Origin of the sequence: Xanthomonas citri pv. citri (assembly GCF_000961215.1) — a bacterium.
GTDB lineage: Bacteria > Pseudomonadota > Gammaproteobacteria > Xanthomonadales > Xanthomonadaceae > Xanthomonas > Xanthomonas cissicola.
On sequence record NZ_CP008998.1, the window covers coordinates 3174213 to 3196319 of the forward strand.

Genomic DNA, 22107 nt, shown 5'->3' on the forward strand with positions numbered 1-22107 from the left:
GGAAATGAGGAAGCACTGCGCGCTGGGTTCGGGGAACCTCCAATGCTGGCCGCGGAGGTTCCCTATCGTTTGGTCGAGATGGTGCCGGTGACGCCGGCTTTTTTCGCATCCGCGCCGGTGCCGCCACGTTTGGCAGCGGCAACCGCGGCGGCATTGAGCGCGCTCGGCGGATGGCCGGCACGAGGGCCCTTGCCCAGCGCAGCGATCAGGTTGTCCACCGCCAGTTGCACCATCGCGCGGCGCGTGGCCAGGCTGGCGCTGCCGATATGCGGGGTGAGCACCACGTTATTGAGCGCCAGCAGCTCCGGCCGCACGCGCGGCTCGCCCTCGTAGACATCCAGGCCGGCGCCAGCCAAACGCCCGTTGGCCAGCGCATCGGCCAGCGCCAGCTCATCGACGATGCCGCCGCGCGCGATGTTCACCAGTGTGGCGGTGGCGCGCATCTTGCCCAGCGCCGCCGCGTCGACGATGTGGTGCGAGTCCTTGGTGTATGGCAACACCAGCACCAGGTGATCGGACTGCGCCAGTAGGGTGTCGAAATCCACGTACCGTGCGCCCAGCGCCTGTTCGGTAGCGGCCGGCAACTGGCTGCGGTTGTGATACAGCACGCGCATGCCGAAGCCGTGCGCGCCGCGCCGTGCGATGCCCTGCCCGATCCGGCCCATGCCCAGGATGCCGAGCGTGCTGCCATGGATATCGGCACCGAGCATGGTCTTGAACGACCATTGCCCCCATTGCCCGTCGCGCAGCCAGCGCTCGGATTCGGTGATGCGGCGCGCGGTGGCCATCAGCAACGCAAAACCCAGGTCGGCCGTGGTTTCGGTGAGCACGTCGGGCGTGTTGCTGGCCAGGATGCCGGCCGCGCTCAGCGCATCCAGATCCAGATTGTTGTAGCCCACGCCGACATTGGCGATGGCGCGCAACTGCGGGGCCGCCGCGATTTCGGCCGCGCCGATGCGCTCGTTGAGGGTGATCAGGGCGCCGTCCAGCGGTGCCAGCTGCGCGGCCAGTTCGGCCGGCGAATACGCGCTGACGCGCTGCGTGGTGGTCAGCTCGAAATGCTCGCCCAGCTGCGCGACGACATCGTCGAACAACGGCTGGCTGACCCACACCCTGGCGCGACGGCCGTCAGACATCGACCTGACCGGGAATGCGCGGCGACACCTCACCTACATCGCCGCACTGCGCACGGTGGCGCAGCGCCTGGTCCATCAGCACCAGCGCCATCATCGCCTCGGCGATCGGGGTGGCGCGGATGCCCACGCACGGGTCGTGCCGGCCGGTGGTGATCACATCGACCACGCTGCCATCGGCATCCACCGTGGCGCCGGGCAGGCGCAGGCTGGAGGTGGGCTTGAGCACCATCGAGGCGGTGACCGCCTGGCCAGTGGAGATCCCGCCCAGGATGCCGCCGGCATGGTTGCTGAGAAAGCCTTCCGGGGTGATCAGGTCGCGGTGTTCGGTGCCCCTCTGCGCGGCGCTGGCGAAGCCGTCGCCGATCTCCACGCCCTTGACCGCATTGATGCTCATCAACGCAGCGGCAAGTTCGGCATCGAGCTTGCCGTAGATCGGCTCGCCCCAGCCTGCGGGCACGCCGCCGGCCACCACGTCCACGCGCGCACCGACCGAATCGCCGGATTTACGCAGCGCGTCCATATAGGTTTCCAGCTCCGGCACCTGCGCGGCATGCGGCCAGAAAAACGGGTTGTCTTCCACCGCATCCCAGTCGAAACCAGCGGGACGGATCTCGCCCAGCTGCGACAGGAACCCGCGCACCAGCACGCCATACCGTTGCTTGAGCCACTTCTTGGCGATCACGCCCGCGGCGACGCGCATGGTGGTTTCGCGCGCCGACGAGCGCCCGCCGCCGCGCGGATCGCGAATGCCGTACTTCTGCCAGTAGGTGTAATCCGCATGGCCCGGACGGAACTGCTGGGCGATGTTGCTGTAATCCTTGCTGCGCTGATCGGTATTGCGGATCAGCAAGCCGATCGGCGTGCCGGTGGTACGGCCTTCGTACACGCCGGACAGGATCTCGATCTCATCGGCCTCGCGGCGCGCCGAGGTGTGCCGGCTCTTGCCGCTGGCACGGCGCTGCAGATCGTGGGTGAACTCTTCCGGCGCAATCTCCAGGCCGGGAGGGCAGCCGTCGACGACGCAGCCGATCGCCGGCCCGTGCGATTCGCCAAAGGTGGTGACAGTGAACAGCTTGCCGAACGAATTGGCACTCATGCGCGCAGGCTCATCGCTGCGCGGCCAGCTCGGCGATGCGGGCGCCGTGGGCGATCAATTCGCGGCATTCCACCGCGAAGATGCCCATCTGCCCGACCTTGAACTCGACCCAGGCCAGATCCACTTCCGGCAACAGCCTGACCAGGTGCTGCTCGGATTCGCCCACTTCGCAGATCAGCAAGCCGTCTTCGCTCAGGTGCTGCGGCGCATCGCGCAGGATCTTCAGCACCAGGTCCAGGCCATCGTCGCCGGCACGCAGGCCGAGTTCGGGCTCGTAGGAATACTCCTGCGGCAGCGCGTCGGTTTCCTCGTTGGTCACGTACGGCGGGTTGGTGACGATCAGGTCGTACTGGCGACCGCCCAGACCGCTGAACAGGTCCGACTTGAGCAAGGTGATGTTGTCGGCATGCAGGCGCGCCTTGTTTTCGGCCGCCAGCGCCAGCGCATCGTCGCTGATGTCCACGCCATCCACGTCCCACTGCGGGTTGTAGTGGCCCATCGCAATGGCGATACAGCCCGAACCGGTGCACAGGTCCAGCGCTCGGGTCACTTCGCGGCCGCCCAGCCAGGGCTCGAAGCCGGCTTCGATCAGTTCGGCGATCGGCGAACGCGGCACCAGCGCACGCGCATCGCTCTTGAAACTCAGGCCGGCAAACCAGGCCTCGCCGGTCAGGTACGCCGCCGGCACGCGCTCGCTGATACGGCGCTCGAACAGGCCGAGCACCTGCTCTTTTTCCGAACGCAGCAAGCGCGCCTGGCCATAGGCCGGACCCAGATCGTGCGGCAGATGCAGGCTGTGCAGGACCAGTTGGGTGGCTTCGTCCAACGCATTGTCGTAGCTGTGGCCGAAGGTCAGACCGGCTGCATTGAAACGGCTGGTGCCGTAGCGGATCAGGTCGATGATGGTGTGCAGTTCGTCGGCCGCGGCGGCAGTCATGGCAACAACTAAAGAGGAATCGGCCCCCGATTATAGAGGTCGGATCGGTATCATGAGCGTCCGTTGCAGTGGAAACCGCCATGTTCAATCGCAATACCGGCATCGTGCTGCTGGTGGCCCTGGCCGCTGGCCTGGGGATGTTGCTGGGCCAGAAGTTCCTTGGCGGCGCGCCCAGTTCGCCATGGCCACCCACCAAGACCATCACCTTTTATCCGCAGCCGCGCCCGCTGCCGCAATTCAGCCTGCGCCAGTCCGACGGCACCCAACTGGTGCCCGGCGAGCTCAAGGGACATTGGACGCTGGTGTTTCTGGGCTTCACGTTCTGCCCCGATGTCTGCCCCACCACCTTGACCGATCTGGCGGTGGCGCAACAGCAATGGGAAGCCATTCCCGATGGCTTGCGCCCGCGCGTGCTGTTCGTGTCGGTGGACCCGCAGCGCGATCCGCCTGCGCGCCTGGGCGAGTACGCGCATGCCTTCCACAAGGACACCCTGGCCGCCACTGCCGACGTGCCGGCGCTGGAGCGCTTCGCCACCGCGCTGGGCTTCGTGTTCCAAAAGGTCCCTGGCAAGGGCTATGCGCAAAATCCCAACGACTACAGCATGGACCACTCGGCCGGCATCGCCGTGCTCGATCCGCAGGGCCGCCTGGCCGGCCTGATCCGCCCCCCGCTCGACCCGAAGGCGATTGCCGCCGACCTCCAACAGCTGACCAAGGTAACCGCTCCGTGAGTCTTGTCACTTCCCTGACCTACGTGCTGCCGCACCGGCTGCTGTCGTCGCTGGCACGCGCGCTGGCCTATTCGCAGACACCGTCCACCAAGCAGTGGTTGATCGACACGGTGACGCGTAAGTTCGGTGTGGATCTGAGTGAAGCGCAGGAGCCGGATCCGCACGCCTACCCCACCTTCAACGCGTTTTTTACCCGCGCCTTGAAGCCCGGCGCGCGCGTGCCGGATGCCGACCCTTCGGCAGTGCTGATGCCGGCCGACGGCCGCATCAGCCAGCTCGGCCCGGTCGAGAACGGCCGCATTTTCCAGGCCAAGGGGCAGTCGTTCACTGCTGCAGAATTGCTCGGCGACGAAGCCGCGGCAGCGCCATTCAACGACGGCGTGTTCGCCACCGTGTATCTGTCGCCCAAGGACTACCACCGCGTGCATATGCCGTGGACCGGCACCCTGCGCGAAACCGTGCATGTGCCCGGCCGGCTGTTCAGTGTGGGCCCGGATGCAGTGCGCAAGGTGCCGCGCCTGTTCGCGCGCAACGAGCGGCTGGTGTGTCACTTCGACACCGAGTTCGGCCCGATGGCTTCGGTGATGGTTGGCGCGTTATTGGTCTCGGGCGTGGAGACGGTCTGGAGCGGCGTGGAGATTCCGCGCTATGGCGACCGCATCACGCGCAAGGACTATCGCGGCAAGGGCGTCGTGCTGGAGAAGTTCGCGGAGATGGCGCGCTTCAACTACGGCTCGACCGTGATCGTGTTGCTGCCGCCGGGTGTGGCCACGCTCGATGGCGGACTTGCGGCCGAAACATCGGTTCGTCTTGGCCAGGCACTCGCCCGTCGTCAGTGAATTGCAACGACGCGTCGTAGGAGCGGACCTGGCGCGGCCAGGCATTCCCGACGATGCGCCGCCCTACGCGCACGCCATCTTGCTCAGCTTCAGATAAAGAACATCCGGCATAAAACGGGCTATTTGCACGGCTTCGTCGCGGCCGGGTCCGCCCCTACGGCAACCAGGCTTGTCGTGCGCTCGCCGCCATCGGTAGGAGCGGACCGGGCCGCGACGAAGCATTCCGGACAACGCGTCGCGCACCCACGCGCCGTTTGCCAAACCTTACGACTGCAAACACGCTGCCCGTGCCGGGCTAGCAAAAACGGCGTTCGCGCGGCTGGCCTGCCCCACGCCAGGGTTCAGGCCGATGCGCACCGCCGTCTAGAGGGTGCGGCGATCAGCACGGCACCGCCAGCGCACGGTTCAGCGATCGCAACCCGCCAGTTTGATGCTCTGACCCGGCTTGAGCGCATACGACGGCGCCTTCAAGCCGTTGGCCTTGGCCAGCTCCTTGATCTCGCATTGGTATTTCTGCGCAACGCGACCGAGCGTGTCGCCCCGGGCGATGGTGTAGCTGCGCACCTGCTTGGCCTTGGGCTTGGCAACTGCCGGCTGACCGGTGGCGACGGTGGTCGGGACGCCCGCCATCTGGCTGACATCGCCCACCGCCACGCTTGGCACGTACTCGGGCGCGCTGCTGCTGCGCACGATCGCGCTGTTGAGATCGGCAGTGATCAGGGTGCGCGCCAGATCCGCACGCGGGCCATTGACGCAGTAACGGGTGTAGAGGTTGACGATGCGGTTGGTGGCATTGATGACCGTGCCGGCCGGAATCCAGCCATCGGATTCGTAACGCGGGTTGAGATTGCGCAGCGCACGCATGTAGCCGTCGCGTGTACCCATGCTGCCCAGGCAGATGGTGAGTTCGTAGATGGTGGTCGACTTGGCCAGCTTGAGCGTGGCCGGCTGCGCATCGAGCTTGGGGAAGTCCACCCCATACTGGCGCGGGTGCAGGAAGATCCACGCCGCCGCGATCACCATCGGCACGTAGTCCTTGGTTTCGGCCGGGAACTGGTTGTAGACGTCCTGATCCCAGAAGCCGCGCCCGCCGCTCTGCGAAAACACGCGCGCGGCACGGCCTTCGCCACCGTTGTAGGCGGCCAGCGCCAGTTCGATGCTTCGGTTAAGCCCGGCCATGCGCTCGTTGAGGTAGGCGGCGCTGGCTTCGGCGGCGCTGCGTGCATCGAAGCGCGTATCGAAGCCGGTGCCGTCCGGGCCCAGCCCGAAGCGACGTCCGGTGGCGGGCATGAACTGCATCAACCCGGCTGCACCAGCGCGCGAGCTGGCGTGCACCTTGCCGTTGGATTCCTTGGCCATGATGCCGAACAGCAACGCTTCGGGAAGGCCGCGCTTCTGCCATTCCGGCCACATCACGCCGCGCAGGTTGCTGTAGTTCTCGTAGCTGGTCAGCAGCGCCGGGCGCATATCGGTGAGCCAACGCCGGATACCGGCCTGCACGGCCGGGTTGTACTGCACCATCTTGTCGAAGTCGTGGCGCTGGTCGTTGAGCAGCGTGGCGGCACGCGCGGCCTCGGGCACGCCGTTCGACGCCGGGCCGAGATGGTCCGGGTCGGCTTGCAGCAGGGTGTCGTCGTCTTCCGGATCTTCGGCGGCCGGCGCCTCGGCATCGGCGCGCGCCTTGAGCAGTCGCTTGTAGGTGGCCAACTGATTGGACACCAGGCAACCGCGCTGCTTGATGCAGGCGTCGATGATGTCTTCCATGTCCTCCAGCGCGGCATCGCCTTCGGCAGTGCCCTTGGGGTCGGAGTTGTTCACCAGCACCAGCGCATCGCGATAGCGCTTTTCGGCGGCGGCCATGCGCGCATCGAGCGCGGCGGCCTTCTCCGTGTCGCGTTTGGAGATGGCGTGGGCGGCGGGGACGACAGACATCAGCGCCACCACGGCCAGGACAGGCCATGGGCGCAAACCAAAATGAGCGAGCGGCATCGTAGGCAGTACAGCGGAAAGGCAGGCAGGGTAGCTGCCGGGGCAACATCGGGGCAAGGCAGCGGGGCCGCCGGGGTCAGTGGGCCGTTAGCTTGGTGGGCGCGATCGATGCAGGCGACACCTGCAAACCGGCTCATCGCCGCGATGATTTGAGTGAGCCTGCGGCGCAGCGTGGCGTGTGCGTGGTCGCCCGTTCGACCCAGCCTGCCTGCCAGAATCCGCTGAGTTGACGGATGGCGTTGCCCGCCGGGATTGCCCGCTAGAATCGGCCCTTTCCCACCGGATCAGCGCAATGGCCTCGTTCCTGCTCGGCAAAGGCGTCACCGACGACATCCCGGTTGTGCTGGAAGCCCGCTTCGGCAATCGCCACGGGCTGGTGGCCGGCGCCACCGGCACCGGCAAGACCGTGACCCTGATGACCCTGGCCGAAGGCTTCTCGCGGCTGGGCGTTCCGGTGTTCCTGGCCGATGTAAAAGGCGATGTCGCCGGCCTGGCCGTGGCCGGCGACGGGGCAGCCGGCGTGCTGCAGCGCGCCAACGATACGGGCATGACCGACTACGCCCCAGCGGCTAACCCGGTGGTGTTCTGGGACCTGTATGGCCAGCTCGGGCATCCGGTACGTACCACCGTCAGCGAGATGGGCCCCACCCTGCTCGCCAGGATTCTGGAGCTCAACGACACCCAGTCCGGCGTACTCGACATCGTGTTCAAGCTGGCCGACGACCGCGGCTTGCTGTTGCTGGACCTGGACGACCTGCGTGCACTGCTCGCGCTGGTGGTCCAAGAGCGCAAGGAGCTCTCCACCAGTTACGGACTGGTGTCCAGCCAATCGGTGGCCGCCATCCAGCGCGCCTTGCTGCGCTTGTCGCAGGACGGCGGCGAACAGTTCTTCGGTGAACCCGCGCTGGAGCTGGCCGAACTGATGCGCGTCACACCGGATGGCCGTGGCGTGATCGGCATCCTGGCTGCCAACCAATTGGTGCTCAAGCCGAAGCTGTATTCCACCTTCCTGCTGTGGCTGCTGTCGGAACTATTCGAACGCTTGCCCGAAGTGGGCGACCTGGAACAACCCACACTGGTGTTCGTCTTCGACGAGGCGCACCTGCTGTTCGACGATGCGCCGGCGGCGCTGGTGCAGCGCATCGAACAGGTGGTGCGCCTGATCCGTTCCAAGGGCGTGGGCGTGTATTTCTGCTCGCAGTTTCCCGATGACATTCCCGACAATATCCTCGGCCAGCTCGGCAATCGCGTGCAGCACGCGCTGCGCGCCTACACGCCGCGCGACCAGAAGGCGGTGAAGACCGCCGCGCAGACCTTCGTCGGCAATCCCAAGCTCGATGTCGCCACCGCCATCTCCAGCCTGGGTACCGGCGAGGCGCTGGTATCGCCGCTGCAGGGCAAGGGCGTACCGGCGCCGGTGCAGCAGACATTGATCGCCCCGCCGCGTTGCCGTATGGGCGCCATCAGCGAGACCGAACGCACGCAGGTGCGCGCCACCAGCCCGGTCGGCACCCGCTACGACACCGCGATCAATCGCCAATCGGCGGCCGAACTGCTGGCGCGCCGTGTCGAACAGGTGGCCGAACACAACGCAGCACCACCTGCCCGCACTCGCGCAGACGACGACGCGCACGACAGCGGCTTCGGTCAGGCGGTCAAGGACGCGGTCTTCGGCACCAACCGCCGCCAGGGCATGCTCGAAGCGATGGCCAAGCAGACCTCGCGCACGGTAGGCAACAAGATCGGGCAGCAGATCGTGCGCGGCATCTTCGGTAGCATTTTTGGTGGGAAGCGTTGATCGGCTTGATCATCGCCGCCGACACGTCTCGATGACACCGTCGCCCTGAAGGGCTATCGCGCGTTGGCGTGGATGGACTCCAACACACCATGCAACTTTGCGTACTGCAACAGCATGATGGTCTTGGCATCGGCGATCTCACCTGTGCCGATCATCGCCAATGCTGCATCCAGGGACAGCTCCAGCACTTCGATCTCTTCGCCGTCTTCTTCGAGTCCACCGCCATCACCAACCTTGTCGGCGTCGAAGTATTCGCCGACGAAGAAGTACAGGCGTTCGGTGACCGAGCCAGGGCTCATGAAGGCCTCGAACACCTTGCGCACGTTGTCGATCCGGTAGCCGGTTTCCTCTTCGGTTTCCTTGCGGATGCAGGTCAGCGCATCGTCCTGGTCGAGCAGGCCTGCGCAAGCTTCGATCAACATGCCATCCGGGTTGCCATTGAGCAGCGTCGGCAGGCGGAACTGGCGGGTGAGCATCACCGTCTGCCTGGCGCGGCTATACAGCAAAATGGTGGCGCCATTGCCACGGTCGTAGGCCTCGCGCGACAAGGACTGCCAGCGGCCGTCCTTGCGCTGGAAATCGAACGTCACCTTGCGTAGCACATACCAATTGTCCGAGAGCACATCGATGCTGCGAATGCGGACCTGCGGGTTGCCGGTGGCAGAGGGAATCAAGCGACACTCCTTGTGATGCGAGCGATGGCAGTGCCACGGTTGCGGCGCGCGGTCGCTCGTAGGACCGCGAGAGTGCGGCGGGCCACCATTTTACCTGTCGCTCCGCTGGAACCTCAGACAGTCACGCACGCAACGCATCGACGGTCTGCCGATGCGCTTACGGTGCTGTCGGACACAGCATGCTCCGATGCAATGCCGGCACTGATGCACGGCCTGGCCAGCAATATCCAGACCATGCCCGCGACATGTCGCCAGTCGCTGGCGATCCTGGTTCGTCGGCTTGCCCCCCGCCCCAATTGCGTGGCGGCGCACGTCACCGCACAATCCGATCACACCACACGCCTGGGGAGCGTCATGGAAGACCGTTTTCGCGCACGCACGGTGGCCGCGCAGGCTGCGCCCGCACCGTTCTGGACGCGCATTCCCGCCATTGCCACCTACCCGCTGCGTGGCTCGGCGCTGTATGCGCTGATCGCATTGACGCTGTGCGGCGCTTTGCTGGTGCTGCCGGGCATCCTGAAACTGGTGATTGCCGGGGTGCTGGGCATGGCGACCTACACCTATGCCTTCGACATTCTGCGCCACACCGCCGATGGCGAGCCCGACGCGCCGCGCCTGGGCTATAACAGCTTCGACAGCGCGGTACTGCGCCTGATCCTGCTGGCCATCGCGCTGGGCATCGTGATCGGCGCGGGGGCCGTGATCGCCGGCCCGTTCGGGCTGACCATCGCCTATCTGGGCACCATGTTGCTGCTGCCGGGCATGCTGATCTCGCTAGCCATCGACGGCAGCCTGCGCCGGGCGCTCAATCCCGCCGTCTCGATCGACATGGCGCTGCGGATCGGCTGGCCATATCTGGCCGCCTACGGCCTGCTCTACGTGATCCAGGGCAGCGGTACGGCAGCGGTCTTTTTCGCTATCACGTACCTACCGCCGCTCGTGCGCGCAGCCACGGTCATGGCGACCTCGATCTGGACGCTATTCGCCAGCTTTCACCTGCTGGGGTATCTGGTGTACCAGTACCACGAGGAGCTGGGCTACGTGCCCAGCAGCGGAGAAGCGCACGAACGCCGCGACCCGGATCAGCGCCTGCTCGACGAAGCGGAACAGTATGTGCGCGACGGCCATTCCGACGAAGCCTTTCAGGCCTTGCGTGGCGCGGTGCGCTCGCGCGCGGTGAGCCTGGCGGTGCACGAGTTGTATCAGCGCCTGCTGCGCCAACACCATCGCAACGACGAGCTACGCGAACACACCCGCCAGTACATCAATCGCCTGTTGCAGGAAAAGCAGGAACGGCGTGCGCTCGCGCTGCAGCGCGAAGCGCTGGACATCGACGCAAGGTTTACGCCGCTGACGCCCGAGCAGGCCAACCTGCTGGCCGAGCGCGCAAAGATGGCCGGGCAGTTCCAACTTGTCACCGATGGCCTGCTGGCCGCCATCGCTGCATGGCCGCGCGACCCGATGCTGCCTGCCTGGTCGCTGGACGCCGGCGTGCTGCTGGCCGAGCGCTTCGGTCGCGACGATCAAGCGCGCGCCGTATTGCAGGACGCCATGGATCGCTGCGACGACGAAGCACTGCGCGCGAAGCTGGATGCAGCACTGAAAGCGGTGACGATTCAGCCGGCGTGATCGGCTGAAGACCCCTTCTGCAGGATCCAGGCGGACAGATCCCATCAAGCGCAGAACCATGCATGCCAGCCAACTCGACCGGTCTTTGCCCGCCCAGCGTCGCGCGAGTCAGAGAGCACGCCTCGAGCAGAAGCCGCTCACCCGTTCTCAAGCAAAAAGCGCGCCTTGTTCGCCTGTCCCTGCCCGGGAAACTGATCCAGCACTTGTCGCAACAAGCGCGTACGTTGCGCACCGTCTTGCAGTTCACCGTGACGCAAGGCAAGCACGAACCACTGTTGGGCCAATTCGTCGCGAGGCGTACTCAGTTCGCTTTCTTTCAATAGACGCTCGGCATCGGCCAACAGGCCGTTACGCATGCACGCAGCGATCAGCGCCCTGCGCGCCGTCAGACTGCAGGCAGTCTTGGCCTTGCTGAGTTCGGCGGCGACTGCCAGCTGGATGCGTGTCTGTTCGGCGCTATGGGCCTGCAGGGCCAGCAGCGTCTCGGCATGGCGCAGGCTGTCCTGGCTGCGACCTGCATGACGCGCCGCGCGATAGCGCGCAAGCGCAACCTCTAGATTGTGCGGCTGCTCGCGCGTCAACTCCGCCAGCAAATGTTCGGCCTCGGCGTTTTCCATCCGGCCCAGATGGCGCTGCGCACGCTCCCAGCGATCGTCCACCGCAACCGTGTCGCCCTCTTCCATAAATGCCGGCCGGGTTTGCCGCAATACCACCAGCAAGGCGCCCAGCAACGCACCGCTCAGCAGTCCCCCCGCATGCGCTTCGAAGGCGACTGCACCGTCGTCGCTGGATGCCAGGCTGTACAACTCCCAGCCCAGCCACAGCGGCAATAGCAGGATCGCTGGGCCACGCGCGTAATTGAAGACCACGAAGAACCAATAGAAAAAGCGCACCCTGCGCCTGCCCCATACCATGCAGAACGCGCCCATCAGGGCGGCGATGGCGCCGGACGCCCCCAAGCCGCCGCCAGGCTCGCCCCAACGCCACCACAAGCTGGCCAGGCTGGCGCCGAATCCGCCGAGCAGATACAGCGCCAGGAACCAGCCGCTGCCGATTGCGCCTTCCAGCAAGGTACCCAGGGCAAGCAGAAACAGCATGTTGCCCAGCAAATGATCGAAGCTGCCGTGCAGGAACGTGGCGGTCAGCATGCGCGCTGGCGACCATTCGGAACTGCGCTGCACATGGCGCAGCGTAAATATCCTGGACAGCCGCGTGTCGTAAGGCGCACGCAATGCGCGCCATTCGCGCAGACGCGCGTCGTCGTTGAACAGTGTGCCGCTGCGCAGTGCGTGTTCGAAGGCGACATCGTGCATCGTCAGGTGCGCCAGATACGCGATGCGTTGCGGTTCAGGCACGCTGCCCAGCTTTGCCTGGCGCGCCGCGCGCAGCTTGGCGTCGGCGGTCTGCTGCAGGTAACGGGTATGTGCATCGGCCTCCAGCGCGCCCAAGCCGGAGTGCACGTAATAGTGCACGGCGCTCTCGACCAGGCTGTCGTCCTTGCGCTGGTAGCCCATGTAGACCGCCACATTGATCAGCACCAGCAGCAGCGTCACCCATGGGATGTTCTGGCGCGACCAGGGTTTGTGCAGCGGCATGATCAGCATGACAACGTCCGTGTCCGAGAATGGCGCAAAGCTTCGCTGTGCGGCGGAAGATGCGCAAGCACGTCATGCGCGCTAGCATCGCGGGCCCGCCGTTCTAACCTCCCTGCCCCATGAGCCGCTGGCGCCCACCTGCCGAAAAAAGCACTGCGCTGATCACGCCCGAAGGCCACGCCCGCCTCAAGGCCGAGCTGGACGACTTGTGGCGCGTGCGCCGCCCCGAGGTGGTACGGGCCCTGGCGGCAGCGGCCGCCGAAGGCGATCGCTCGGAAAATGCCGAATACACCTATCGCAAGAAGCAGCTCGGTGAAATCGATCGGCGTGTGCGCTATCTGAGCAAGCGACTGGAAGCGTTGCGCGTGGTGGATACCGCACCTACCGACGCGAACGCAGTGTTCTTCGGCGCACAGGTGGAGCTGGAAGACGCCGGCAGTGGCGAGCTGCTGCGCTACCGCATCGTCGGCCCGGACGAAACCGATGCCGGACGCGGCTGGATCAGCATCGACTCCCCCCTGGCGCGCGCCCTGCTGAAAAAGCGCGTGGACGACGAATTCGACGCACACTTGCCGGCCGGCAAGCACACATTCGTCGTGGTGTCGGTGGATTACGCCTCGCTGTAGGGGATACCCAAGGGGCGGATCGATCCTGGCGCCGTGCATCAGCAACGACAGTGATCGACACCCGGAGAACCGAACACCCAGTGCCCCAGGACTGCATCGTGGCCTGCTGATACGCACACACGCCGGCTACCCTCATCCGGCGATATCATGCCTAGCGGCGATGTTGGCATTGCAGCGCGTCGTGCCGGGACGGATGCGCGTGGCAAGCCTCGTCGCGCGCAGGCACGCTCCTACCGGTTGGCGTGCCCACCGGGGCATGTGCGGCGACGGTGCGGCACAGTCTGGCGCCGACGCCATCGGCCAGCCGGCGCCCTGCTGCGGCTAAACGATCTGCAGGTTCAATGTCCGCCCTGGCTGCACCGCATGGCCAGACGGCAGTGCATCGCCAAACAGATCGTGCTCGTCGCTGTCGGTGATTTCAACATCCACCAGATCGCCCACCTTCAAGCCGAGCTCGCCACCGTTCTGGATGTGCACCAGCCCATCGATTTCAGGCGCATCGGCACGCGAGCGGGCCACCGCGATGTCGTCTTCGATCACATCCACCAGGCACTGCTGCACGCTGCCGATCTTGGATTCCAGACGCAACGCAGAGATCTGCGCCTGCTTGGCCATGAAGCGCGCCAGGCGCTCCTGTTTCACTTCTTCGGGCACCTGATCCGGCAGCGCGTTGGCGCTGGCGCCATCGACCGGCGAATACGCAAACGCACCGACGCGGTCCAGCTGCGCCTGATCCAAGAAGTCCAGCAAGGATTCGAATTCGGCATCGGTCTCGCCGGGGAAGCCGACGATGAAGGTCGAGCGCACGGTGATCTCCGGGCACATCGCCTTCCAGCGCTGCACGCGCTCCAGGGTTTTTTCCACCGCGCCGGGGCGCTTCATCAACTTGAGAATGCGCGGGCTGGCGTGCTGGAACGGAATGTCCAGATACGGCAGCAGCTTGCCTTCGGCCATCAGCCCAATCACATCGTCCACGTGCGGATACGGGTACACGTAATGCAGGCGCGTCCACACGCCAAGCTCCGACAACCCCTCGCACAGCGCCTTCATGCGGGTCTGGTACAGGCGGTCCCGCCACGGACGCTCGGCATATTTCAGGTCCACACCGTAGGCCGAGGTGTCCTGCGACACCACCAGCAATTCCTTGACGCCACCGCGCACCAGCCGCTCGGCTTCGCGCAGCACTTCATCGACCGGACGCGAGACCAGATCGCCGCGCATCGAGGGAATGATGCAGAAGCTGCACCGGTGATTGCAGCCTTCGGAAATCTTGAGATACGCGTAATGGCGCGGCGTCAGCTTGATGCCGTAGTCCGGCACCAGATCCACGAACGGGTCGTGACGCGGCGGCAACGCGGCATGCACTGCCTCCATGACGCTCTGGTAGTCCTGCGGGCCGGATACCGCCAGCACTTGCGGGTACGCCTCGCGAATCTGCTCCGGGCGCTTGCCCAGGCAGCCGGTGACGATGACCTTGCCGTTGGCGTTCATCGCCTCGCCGATCGCGTCCAGCGATTCGGTCACTGCCGAATCGATGAAGCCGCAGGTGTTGACCACCACCACATCGGCAGCGTCGTAGCTGGGCACGATGTCGTAGCCCTCTACGCGCAGCTGGGTGAGGATGCGTTCGGAATCGACGAGCGCCTTCGGGCAGCCAAGGCTGACGAAGCCGACTTTAGGGTTCAGCTGGGACATGGAAGCAGGAGCCTGGGAAGCGGAGCGGCCTGGGGCCTGAGCGGGCCAATTATAGCGGTGTGGGGGCGGCGCTCTGAACCGCATGCCGCGCACGCGGGGGCATCTTAGCGGAACCCTCACCTTCGCCCCCGCCGATCCGGTCGATAATGCGCGCCTCCCCGGACTGCAGCAGGAGTTTCCATGGGTCACTGGACCACGCTCGACACCCCCGACGGCCAGGTTGCCGCCTGGCACGCCACGCCCGCTTCCAGCCCGCGCGGCGGCCTGGTGGTGATTCAAGAAATCTTCGGTGTCAACGAACATATCCGCGCAGTGGCCGACGACTACGCCGCACGCGGCTATGAGGTGCTGGCACCGGCCTTTTTCGATCTGGAAGAGAAGGACGTGCAGTTGCCGTACGACCAGGAAAGCCTGCAGCGGGGCCTGGCGCTGGCCAATGCGGTGGGCCTGGAGCGCGCGGTGGAGGTGGTGAAATCTGCCGCCACCCTGCTGACCCGCGCCGGCAAGGTGGGCACGGTGGGCTACTGCTGGGGTGGCTCGGTCGCACTGCTGTCGGCGATACGCCTGGGACTGCCGTCGGTGAGCTACTACGGCGGCCGCAACACCCAGCTGCTGGACGAAACCCCCAAGGCACCGGTGATGTTCCACTTCGGCGAGCGCGATGCCAGCATTCCGCCCGAAGCGATCCAGGCCCACCGCGAGAAACTGCCGCAGATGGAAACCTTCGTGTATCCGACCGGACATGCCTTCAACCGCAGCATCGACCCCACCCACTACGACGCCGACAGCGCCGAGCGCGCATTGGAGCGCACCCTGGGCTTCTTCGCGGCGCATCTGGGATGAGCGACACCGCACCGGGCACGCCGGCGGGCGGTTTCCTGCTCGATCCGCGCCTGGCGGCCGACACGGTGTTCGTCGCCGACGGGCCGCTGTCGCAGGTGCGGCTGATGGACGACGCCCGCTTCCCGTGGCTGGTGCTGGTGCCACGGGTGGCCGATGTCAGTGAGTGGATCGATCTGGATGGCGGCCAGCAGCGTTTGTTGCTGGCCGAAATCAACCAGCTCTCGCAGTTGCTGCGCGCCGAACCTGCGGTCAGCAAGCTCAATATCGGCGCGCTGGGCAATATCGTGCGGCAGCTACACGTGCATCTGGTCGGCCGTCACCCCGGCGATGCCGCGTGGCCTGGGCCCGTCTGGGGCAGCGGCAGTGCGCAGCGGTTTGTGCCCGAGACGTTGCAGCAGCATGTCGCGGCGTGGGCGCAACGGCTACGATAGGCGCCTGTCCTTCAACCAGTCTCCCGCATGAAATCCAATGTCGTCGCCGCGCTGATCCTGATCCTCGTCGGCCTGCTGTTCCTGGCCAACAACCTGGGCTGGACCAATCTCAGTCTTGGTCGCTTGATCGCCACCTGGTGGCCGGCTGCGCTGGTCGCTTGCGGGATCGGCATGCTGTTCGGGCGCGGCAAGTAAGCGGAGCCGGGCTTGGGGACTTGGGAGCCGGAATTGGTCACAGCGGGCTATCGGCGCTGCTGACATTCCAGCGGAATGGCGGAATGGCAGATTGGCGGATTGGCGCTTGCGAGTTGAGGTGCGGTACTGCGCTCGGGTGGCGCGGTCGCTGACTGCGCTGGCGGCAGTTCGGTTTGACGGCCGATCTGTTATCTACGCTGACCACAGCATCAGTGGCGACGGAGTTGGGCGGATTTAGCCCTCACTGATTTGGCATCGCCGTCGCCCGTCGCCTGCCTGCAGTCTTCGTCGCCTGTTGGGACATTGTCCTCCTTCATGGAAGTGCAGGTGCCCCAAGGGCCGGACAGGGGTACGGGCGACGCCTGGTGGGCTGTCGATTGCGCCTCAGAACGTTGGGGCTGCGACCGGACTGCGTCGGCTATCGCATCGGCAACGGCCAATCACATGCGGCACAGCCCTCACCTCTGCCCGTCCCGCCGGTGAGGCGACCGACATGACGTTTGTCATCTGCGATTGTTGACTTCCGGCACCTGATCGTGGGGCGCATCCGGCGCAGCATGGCCTCATACCCAACGAGGACCTCGCCATGAACTACCGTCTGATCCCCGCCCTGTTCCTGATTGTCATGGGCGCGCTGTTTCTGCTGGACAACCTGGGGCTGGCCCATATGGACGTGGGCAACCTGATCGCGACCTGGTGGCCGGTGTTTCTGATCGCCGCCGGCGTGCGCCAACTGCTGCGCTACCGCCAGAGGGCTGCCGCGACCTGCTGAGGGTCACGGCCGCGCCATTGCACCAGGAGCGGCCAAAAAACCCGGCGAGCAGCCGCCAGACGGGCATGGACGAACCGGAGTGCACGCGTGGCACAGCCGATTCCGAGTATCGGTTGCGCCCGCCTGGCGGCGAGCGCAGTCGTTTCGGTCGCTGCTCTAAGTGCGCGGCAGGGTTACACCGGTCTGGCCCTGATACTTGCCGCCGCGGTCCTTGTACGAGGTTTCGCACACTTCGTCGGACTGGAAGAACAGCATCTGCGCCACGCCTTCGTTGGCATAGATGCGCGCCGGCAGCGGCGTGGTATTGCTGAATTCCAGCGTCACGTGGCCTTCCCACTCCGGCTCCAGCGGGGTCACGTTGACGATGATGCCGCAGCGTGCGTAGGTACTCTTGCCCAGGCACACCACCAGCGTGTCGCGCGGGATGCGGAAATATTCCACTGTGCGCGCCAGTGCGAAGCTGTTCGGCGGAATGATGCAGACATCCGATTCGATATCGACAAAGCTGCCGGGATCGAAGTGCTTGGGATCGACGATCGTCGAGTTGATGTTGGTAAAGACCTTGAACTCGCGCGAGCAGCGTACGTCGTACCCATAGCTGGAGGTGCCGAAGCTGACGATGCGCTGCCCGGCGGCATCGTGCTTGATCTGGCCGGGTTCGAACGGCTCGATCATCGCGTGCTGTTCGGCCATGCGCTTGATCCAGCGGTCGCTCTTGATGCTCATGCGGTGTTCCTTGAAGACGGAAGGCGGCGGGCCGAGCGGCCCGCGCGAAGACGGCGAATTCTACCAGCGGCCGGCACCCGCAGCCGGCCGGACGCGTTACAGCAGCGACGCCGAAATCGGGATGCTGGCGCGTGGGCGCTTGCCCAGTTCCTCGGCAAGCCGCGTCGCCGCCGCCAGGTAGGCCTGGGCTGCCACCGACTCCGGCGCGGCTACCACGATCGGCTGACCGACATCGCCTTGCTCACGGATTGCAATCACCAGCGGCAACGCCCCCAATAACGGCACGCCGTACTGCGCCGCCATGCGCTCGCCGCCGCCTTCGCCGAACAGATGCTCGCGGTGACCGCAGTTGCTGCAGGTATGCACCGCCATATTCTCGACGATGCCGAGCACCGGCACCTCGACCTTTTCGAACATCTTCAAGGCCTTGCGCGCGTCCAGCGTGGCGATGTCCTGCGGCGTGGTGACGATCACCGCACCGGCCACCGGAATCTTCTGCGACAGGGTCAACTGGATGTCGCCGGTGCCCGGCGGCAGGTCGATCAGCAGATAGTCCAGGTCGTCCCACAGGGTGTCGTTGAACAGCTGGGTCAGCGCGGACGTCGCCATCGGCCCGCGCCAGATCATCGGGGTGTCCTGATCGACCAACAGGCCGATCGACATCGCCTCGATCCCGAACGCACGCAGCGGTTCGATCGACTTGTTGTCCGGGCTATCCGGCCGCCCGCTCAGGCCCAGCATCGCCGGCACGCTGGGGCCATAGATATCGGCATCCAGCACGCCGACGCGCGCGCCCAACTGACGCAGCGCCAGTGCCAGATTCACCGCAGTGGTGGACTTGCCCACGCCGCCCTTGCCGGACCCCACCGCAATCACGTTGCGGATGCGCGGGTGCGGCGCCAACGCCCCCTGCACCGCATGCGCGGCGATTCTGCGTTCGCCCGTCATGCGCCAACCGCCTTCGCAACAGCGCGCGCCGCCCAGAAACCACTTTGCACCATCGTGTTCATCGCCTACCCGAGTTGTCGTGTGCCACCGCGAGCGACTCAAGCATCGCTTTGCGCCGCATCAAAGAGGGGCATGAGTGTACCGGCTCGGTCGGAAGCAGCCGGCCTGTCTGCCAACGCAACACAAACGCACGCGCAGCCAGCACGTGACATTCAGTGACAAATTTCGCAGATATGGACACAAGATTAAAGAATTGTTACGGTCAAAACACAGTTCAGCTGGCGCTCAGCGAGCCCAACTGCGCGAATCGAATCTCAGCAAGGAATCTGCGAAATCATGTCGAGCCGTACCTCGCAACGCATCCGTCGCCACCGCCTTAGCACTGCACTTTTCGGCGTACTAGCCGCATCCGCAGGCACTGCCGCCGCCCAGTCCGACAACGGGGTCGCACCCGATACGACCGATCTGGACAAGGTCACCGTCACCGGCTCGCGCATCGCGCGTACCGGATTTGTCACGCCTTCGCCCGTGACTGCCATCAGCGCCGAAGAAATCCGCGCCACCGGCGCGACCACCATCAGCGACCTGATGGCGCGTATGCCGGCGCTGGCGCCGAGCTACACGCTGGGCAACTCCACCCGCTTTATCGGCACTGCCGGCCTGGGCCTGCTCGACCTGCGCGGCATGGGCGTTGACCGCACATTGGTGCTGGTCAACGGGCGTCGCCATGTGGGCTCCAGCCCTGGCTCGACTGCGGTGGACGTCAACACCATTCCGGTGGAATGGGTCGAGCGCGTGGAAGTCATTACCGGCGGCGCGTCGGCGGTGTACGGCGCCGATGCCGTGGCCGGCGTGGTCAATTTCATCCTCAAGAAATCGTTCACCGGTTTCGAGACGCGCGCGCAGACCGGCCTGGCCGACGAAGGCAATTACAACCGCTCATTTGCCAGCTTTTCTGCCGGCACCGATTTCGCAGGCGGCCGCGGCAATATCGCGGTGTCCGGCGAATACAGCAAGCAAGATCGCTTCGGTCGCGGCAACCGCGCCATCGGCCGCGAGTACCTGGTGAGTGTGCCCAACCCCGCGTTCGACCCCACCCTTCCGCCGAGCGAGCGCAACCCGCAGAACGTGCTCAGCGGCCCCGGTGGCAACCATTCGACCTCCTACGGCGGCACCTTCAATCTGGGCACGTTCGATTTCCGCAACCCGGCAAGCTACGGCAACCGTTATCTGTTCAACGACGATGGCAGCTTCCGTCGCAACCGGTACAACGGCACGGTGGTGAGCAACACCTCGTGCGTGGATTGCGATTTCGTCGACCTCAACGCGGTGGCCGACCTGCAGCCCGGCTTCGATCGCAAAAGCGTCAACACCATGATCAACTTCGAGATCAGCGAAAACCATCGCGTGTTCTTCGAAGGCAAGTACAGCGAAACCGATTCGGAATTCTTCGGCCAGCCCGCATTCGACAGCTCGCTGCGCGTGCGTCGTCAGAACCCCTATGTCAGCCCCGAACTCGGCGCCCTCATGGATTCGCGCGGCGCCACGCAGATCCTGATGAACCGCTTCAATGTCGATGCCGGCCGCCGCGGCGAAAACATCGAACGCAAGACCTACCGCGCCGTTCTCGGCGCCGAAGGCAACGTCACCGACAACTGGACCTACGACGTGTCGGCCAACTACGGCAAGACCACGGTGGACCGCCTCAACCTCAACAACCGCATCAACGAACGCTGGCAGGCCGGCATCGACGCCGCACGCGATGCCAGCGGCGACATCGTCTGCCGCACCACGCTGGATCCGACTGCGGTCAATCCCCATACCGGTCGCGTGTACTCGGCACTGGCCCGCGAAGGCTGCGTGCCCTTCAGTGTCTTCGGTAACGGCGCGGTCACCCCGGAAGCAGCTGCGTGGTTCAACACCACCGCGCGCTCGCAAGCCAAGATCCAGCAGACCGTGTTCAGCGCCTCGGTGGCCAACAGCAACCTGCTGTCGCTGCCGGCAGGCGACATCGGCTTCGCCGGCGGCGTGGAATACCGCAAGGAACAGAGCGAGGAAGTCACCGACCCGTTGGCCGCGTCGGGCGCGACCTTTCTCAACGCCATCCCGAACAGCGGTGGCGACTACAGCGTCAAGGAAGTGTTCGTCGAGAGCACCATCCCGTTGCTGGCCGGCCTGCCGGGCGTGGATCGTCTGGCGCTGGACGTTGCAGGACGCTATTCGGACTACAGCAGTATCGGCTCGACCAAGACCTGGAATATCGGTCTGGACTGGACCATTATTCCGTCGCTACGGTTGCGTGGCACCCTGGCGCAGGCGGTGCGTGCGCCCAGCATTGGCGAGCTGTACGACTCGCAGAGCGAAAACTTCGCCACCATCAACGACCCCTGCAATTACCTGCCCACCAATACCAACCGTCCGGGCACTGCGGGCGATGTGGGGTTGCGTCAGGCCAACTGCAGCGCACTGGGCATTCCGGTGGGCTGGATCGACACCTACACCGCTACCCGCCCGGGCGTGAGCGGCGGCAATCCGGAACTCAAGCCGGAACGTGCGCGCAGCCTGTCGTACGGACTGGTGTGGCAGCCGGAGTTCTTCGAAGGGTTCGGCATGTCGATCGACTACTGGCGCATCGACCTGCGCGATGCCATCGGCGCCGTGACGGCAGAGACCAATGCCACGCGCTGTGTGGATAACCCCGGCGGCATCGGCAATAGCTTCTGCGGTTTCGTGCAGCGTGCACCGCTGGGTGGCTTCACCGACCCGCAGGGCCGCATCTATCCCGAACACAGCATCATCGGGTGGCAGGCGCTGAACGAAAACCTGGCGCGTTCGCGTCGCGTGGGCGTGGATCTGGAAATGGACTACCGCTTCCAGCTCGGCCAAGGCAATACCGTGCTGCGGTTTGTCGGCACCCGCCTGATCCAGTCGCGCGAGTGGGTATTCCAGGACTTTCCGCAGGAATACGACGAGTACGTGACCTACGTGACCGACCCGCGCTGGCGTGCGCAGTTCCAGACCAAATACAACTGGAACGCGTGGCGCGCGTCGTGGGACATGAACTACGTGGACGGCAACCTGCGCGTGACCCCGGAGAGCTATAACAGCAATCCTGGTTCGGCCAGCCCGATCAAGAACGGCTCGTACGTGTACCACAACTTCCAGTTCGGCTATCAATTCCCCGGCTCGAAGATCGACGTGTACCTGGGCATCGACAATGCCTTGGACAAGGATCCGCCGCGCAACTACTTCGGCTCGGATTTCACCTCTGCGCTGTACGACAACGTGGGCCGGTTCTTCTATCTGGGAACGACCGTGCGATTCTGACGGCCTCACGCGTGTCGAAAAAGCCCCGCGTGTCGGGGCTTTTTTGTTGCGGCTTGGCAACGCGGTGGATCTTTCGCTCGCGACAACGGACACCCAGGGACGTTCGATCTGGTCGTACAG

At 65.2% G+C, this 22107-nt stretch carries 19 protein-coding genes; 10 read left to right on the forward strand and 9 right to left on the reverse strand.

The window, feature by feature from the left end; all coding sequences use genetic code 11:
* Positions 1–62: 62 nt before the first annotated feature.
* From AMD14_RS14285 to prmB, 3 genes are read right to left on the reverse strand one after another with little or no spacing between them, the layout of a single operon-like run.
* On the reverse strand, positions 63–1136 hold the full coding sequence (locus AMD14_RS14285) for a 2-hydroxyacid dehydrogenase (protein ID WP_011051785.1): 1074 nt from the start codon (positions 1134–1136) through the stop codon (positions 63–65).
* The gene (gene aroC / locus AMD14_RS14290) at positions 1129–2232 is read right to left on the reverse strand and encodes a chorismate synthase (protein ID WP_011051786.1); all 1104 of its coding nucleotides are present in this window, start codon (positions 2230–2232) and stop codon (positions 1129–1131) included. The genes AMD14_RS14285 and aroC overlap by 8 nt, the downstream gene beginning before the upstream one ends.
* A gap of 10 nt (positions 2233–2242) precedes the next feature.
* Positions 2243–3169 (reverse strand): 50S ribosomal protein L3 N(5)-glutamine methyltransferase, encoded by a 927-nt coding sequence (gene prmB / locus AMD14_RS14295; RefSeq protein WP_011051787.1) that lies wholly within the window; start codon positions 3167–3169, stop codon positions 2243–2245.
* 80 nt (positions 3170–3249) lie between these two features.
* Between prmB and AMD14_RS14300 the strand changes: the two genes are divergently transcribed.
* Together AMD14_RS14300 and asd are read left to right on the forward strand one after the other, a co-directional pair.
* Positions 3250–3900, forward strand: a complete 651-nt coding sequence (locus tag AMD14_RS14300) for an SCO family protein (RefSeq protein WP_015463397.1) — start codon at positions 3250–3252, stop codon at positions 3898–3900.
* The gene (gene asd, locus AMD14_RS14305; RefSeq protein WP_011051788.1) at positions 3897–4739 is read left to right on the forward strand and encodes an archaetidylserine decarboxylase; all 843 of its coding nucleotides are present in this window, start codon (positions 3897–3899) and stop codon (positions 4737–4739) included. Before AMD14_RS14300 ends, asd begins: the two co-directional genes overlap by 4 nt.
* Positions 4740–5144: 405 nt before the next feature.
* Here the strand turns inward: asd and AMD14_RS14310 are convergent, their stop codons facing one another.
* A complete protein-coding gene (locus AMD14_RS14310) occupies positions 5145–6728 on the reverse strand; it encodes a transglycosylase SLT domain-containing protein (RefSeq protein WP_005914309.1) in 1584 nt (527 codons plus the stop codon).
* 292 nt (positions 6729–7020) lie between these two features.
* Here AMD14_RS14310 and AMD14_RS14315 point away from each other — a divergent pair, with 292 nt between their 5' ends.
* The gene (locus AMD14_RS14315; RefSeq protein ID WP_011051790.1) at positions 7021–8526 is read left to right on the forward strand and encodes a helicase HerA-like domain-containing protein; all 1506 of its coding nucleotides are present in this window, start codon (positions 7021–7023) and stop codon (positions 8524–8526) included.
* A 53-nt stretch (positions 8527–8579) separates the two neighbouring features.
* On the opposite strand, the gene nudK is transcribed toward AMD14_RS14315, so the two are convergent.
* Positions 8580–9200, reverse strand: coding sequence for a GDP-mannose pyrophosphatase NudK (gene nudK / locus AMD14_RS14320; protein WP_011051791.1), 621 nt, complete (start codon positions 9198–9200; stop codon positions 8580–8582).
* Between the two features lie 354 nt (positions 9201–9554).
* Between nudK and AMD14_RS14325 the strand changes: the two genes are divergently transcribed.
* Positions 9555–10829 carry a DUF4013 domain-containing protein gene (locus AMD14_RS14325; RefSeq protein ID WP_011051792.1) on the forward strand — a complete coding sequence of 425 codons (1275 nt, stop codon included), beginning with the start codon at positions 9555–9557 and terminating at the stop codon, positions 10827–10829.
* A 137-nt stretch (positions 10830–10966) separates the two neighbouring features.
* On the opposite strand, the gene AMD14_RS14330 is transcribed toward AMD14_RS14325, so the two are convergent.
* Positions 10967–12433, reverse strand: coding sequence for a rhomboid family intramembrane serine protease (locus AMD14_RS14330; RefSeq protein ID WP_015463399.1), 1467 nt, complete (start codon positions 12431–12433; stop codon positions 10967–10969).
* A 110-nt stretch (positions 12434–12543) separates the two neighbouring features.
* On the opposite strand from AMD14_RS14330, the gene greB reads away from it, so the two are divergent.
* Positions 12544–13050, forward strand: a complete 507-nt coding sequence (gene greB / locus AMD14_RS14335) for a transcription elongation factor GreB (RefSeq protein ID WP_003485476.1) — start codon at positions 12544–12546, stop codon at positions 13048–13050.
* Between the two features lie 321 nt (positions 13051–13371).
* On the opposite strand, the gene rimO is transcribed toward greB, so the two are convergent.
* A complete protein-coding gene (gene rimO, locus AMD14_RS14340) occupies positions 13372–14745 on the reverse strand; it encodes a 30S ribosomal protein S12 methylthiotransferase RimO (protein ID WP_011051794.1) in 1374 nt (457 codons plus the stop codon).
* 180 nt (positions 14746–14925) lie between these two features.
* On the opposite strand from rimO, the gene AMD14_RS14345 reads away from it, so the two are divergent.
* The 4 genes from AMD14_RS14345 (at position 14926) to AMD14_RS14360 (ending at position 16986) form a co-directional block, all read left to right on the forward strand.
* Complete coding sequence (locus AMD14_RS14345) at positions 14926–15588, forward strand: dienelactone hydrolase family protein (protein WP_003486902.1); 663 nt, start codon at positions 14926–14928, stop codon at positions 15586–15588.
* Positions 15585–16019 (forward strand): HIT domain-containing protein, encoded by a 435-nt coding sequence (locus tag AMD14_RS14350; RefSeq protein ID WP_005912999.1) that lies wholly within the window; start codon positions 15585–15587, stop codon positions 16017–16019. Before AMD14_RS14345 ends, AMD14_RS14350 begins: the two co-directional genes overlap by 4 nt.
* Before the next feature lie 27 nt (positions 16020–16046).
* Positions 16047–16214 (forward strand): LiaI-LiaF-like domain-containing protein, encoded by a 168-nt coding sequence (locus AMD14_RS25075; protein ID WP_003486900.1) that lies wholly within the window; start codon positions 16047–16049, stop codon positions 16212–16214.
* A gap of 586 nt (positions 16215–16800) precedes the next feature.
* Positions 16801–16986: a LiaI-LiaF-like domain-containing protein gene (locus tag AMD14_RS14360; RefSeq protein WP_011051795.1), complete on the forward strand. Its 186-nt coding sequence runs from the start codon at positions 16801–16803 to the stop codon at positions 16984–16986.
* A gap of 156 nt (positions 16987–17142) precedes the next feature.
* Here the strand turns inward: AMD14_RS14360 and dcd are convergent, their stop codons facing one another.
* A complete protein-coding gene (gene dcd / locus AMD14_RS14365; protein WP_005912996.1) occupies positions 17143–17712 on the reverse strand; it encodes a dCTP deaminase in 570 nt (189 codons plus the stop codon).
* A 96-nt stretch (positions 17713–17808) separates the two neighbouring features.
* A complete protein-coding gene (gene apbC / locus AMD14_RS14370; RefSeq protein ID WP_003486893.1) occupies positions 17809–18660 on the reverse strand; it encodes an iron-sulfur cluster carrier protein ApbC in 852 nt (283 codons plus the stop codon).
* Positions 18661–18996: 336 nt separating this feature from the next.
* Here apbC and AMD14_RS14375 point away from each other — a divergent pair, with 336 nt between their 5' ends.
* Entirely contained in the window at positions 18997–21987 is a 2991-nt protein-coding gene (locus AMD14_RS14375; protein ID WP_011051796.1) for a TonB-dependent receptor plug domain-containing protein, read from the forward strand.
* Positions 21988–22107: the final 120 nt, after the last annotated feature.

Excerpts from the sequence above, each read along its gene's own strand:
- dcd (WP_005912996.1), bottom strand. The coding sequence starts at position 17,712 with ATGAGCATCAAGAGCGACCGCTGGATCAAGCGCATGGCCGAACAGCAC.
- AMD14_RS14315 (WP_011051790.1), top strand. The coding sequence starts at position 7,021 with ATGGCCTCGTTCCTGCTCGGCAAAGGCGTCACCGACGACATCCCGGTT.
- apbC (WP_003486893.1), bottom strand. The coding sequence starts at position 18,660 with ATGACGGGCGAACGCAGAATCGCCGCGCATGCGGTGCAGGGGGCGTTG.
- AMD14_RS14350 (WP_005912999.1), top strand. The coding sequence starts at position 15,585 with ATGAGCGACACCGCACCGGGCACGCCGGCGGGCGGTTTCCTGCTCGAT.
- AMD14_RS14310 (WP_005914309.1), bottom strand. The coding sequence starts at position 6,728 with ATGCCGCTCGCTCATTTTGGTTTGCGCCCATGGCCTGTCCTGGCCGTG.
- AMD14_RS14345 (WP_003486902.1), top strand. The coding sequence starts at position 14,926 with ATGGGTCACTGGACCACGCTCGACACCCCCGACGGCCAGGTTGCCGCC.
- AMD14_RS14285 (WP_011051785.1), bottom strand. The coding sequence starts at position 1,136 with ATGTCTGACGGCCGTCGCGCCAGGGTGTGGGTCAGCCAGCCGTTGTTC.
- aroC (WP_011051786.1), bottom strand. The coding sequence starts at position 2,232 with ATGAGTGCCAATTCGTTCGGCAAGCTGTTCACTGTCACCACCTTTGGC.
- greB (WP_003485476.1), top strand. The coding sequence starts at position 12,544 with ATGAGCCGCTGGCGCCCACCTGCCGAAAAAAGCACTGCGCTGATCACG.
- AMD14_RS14330 (WP_015463399.1), bottom strand. The coding sequence starts at position 12,433 with ATGCTGATCATGCCGCTGCACAAACCCTGGTCGCGCCAGAACATCCCA.
- AMD14_RS14325 (WP_011051792.1), top strand. The coding sequence starts at position 9,555 with ATGGAAGACCGTTTTCGCGCACGCACGGTGGCCGCGCAGGCTGCGCCC.
- AMD14_RS14300 (WP_015463397.1), top strand. The coding sequence starts at position 3,250 with ATGTTCAATCGCAATACCGGCATCGTGCTGCTGGTGGCCCTGGCCGCT.
- prmB (WP_011051787.1), bottom strand. The coding sequence starts at position 3,169 with ATGACTGCCGCCGCGGCCGACGAACTGCACACCATCATCGACCTGATC.
- AMD14_RS14360 (WP_011051795.1), top strand. The coding sequence starts at position 16,801 with ATGAACTACCGTCTGATCCCCGCCCTGTTCCTGATTGTCATGGGCGCG.
- AMD14_RS25075 (WP_003486900.1), top strand. The coding sequence starts at position 16,047 with ATGAAATCCAATGTCGTCGCCGCGCTGATCCTGATCCTCGTCGGCCTG.
- rimO (WP_011051794.1), bottom strand. The coding sequence starts at position 14,745 with ATGTCCCAGCTGAACCCTAAAGTCGGCTTCGTCAGCCTTGGCTGCCCG.
- AMD14_RS14375 (WP_011051796.1), top strand. The coding sequence starts at position 18,997 with ATGTCGAGCCGTACCTCGCAACGCATCCGTCGCCACCGCCTTAGCACT.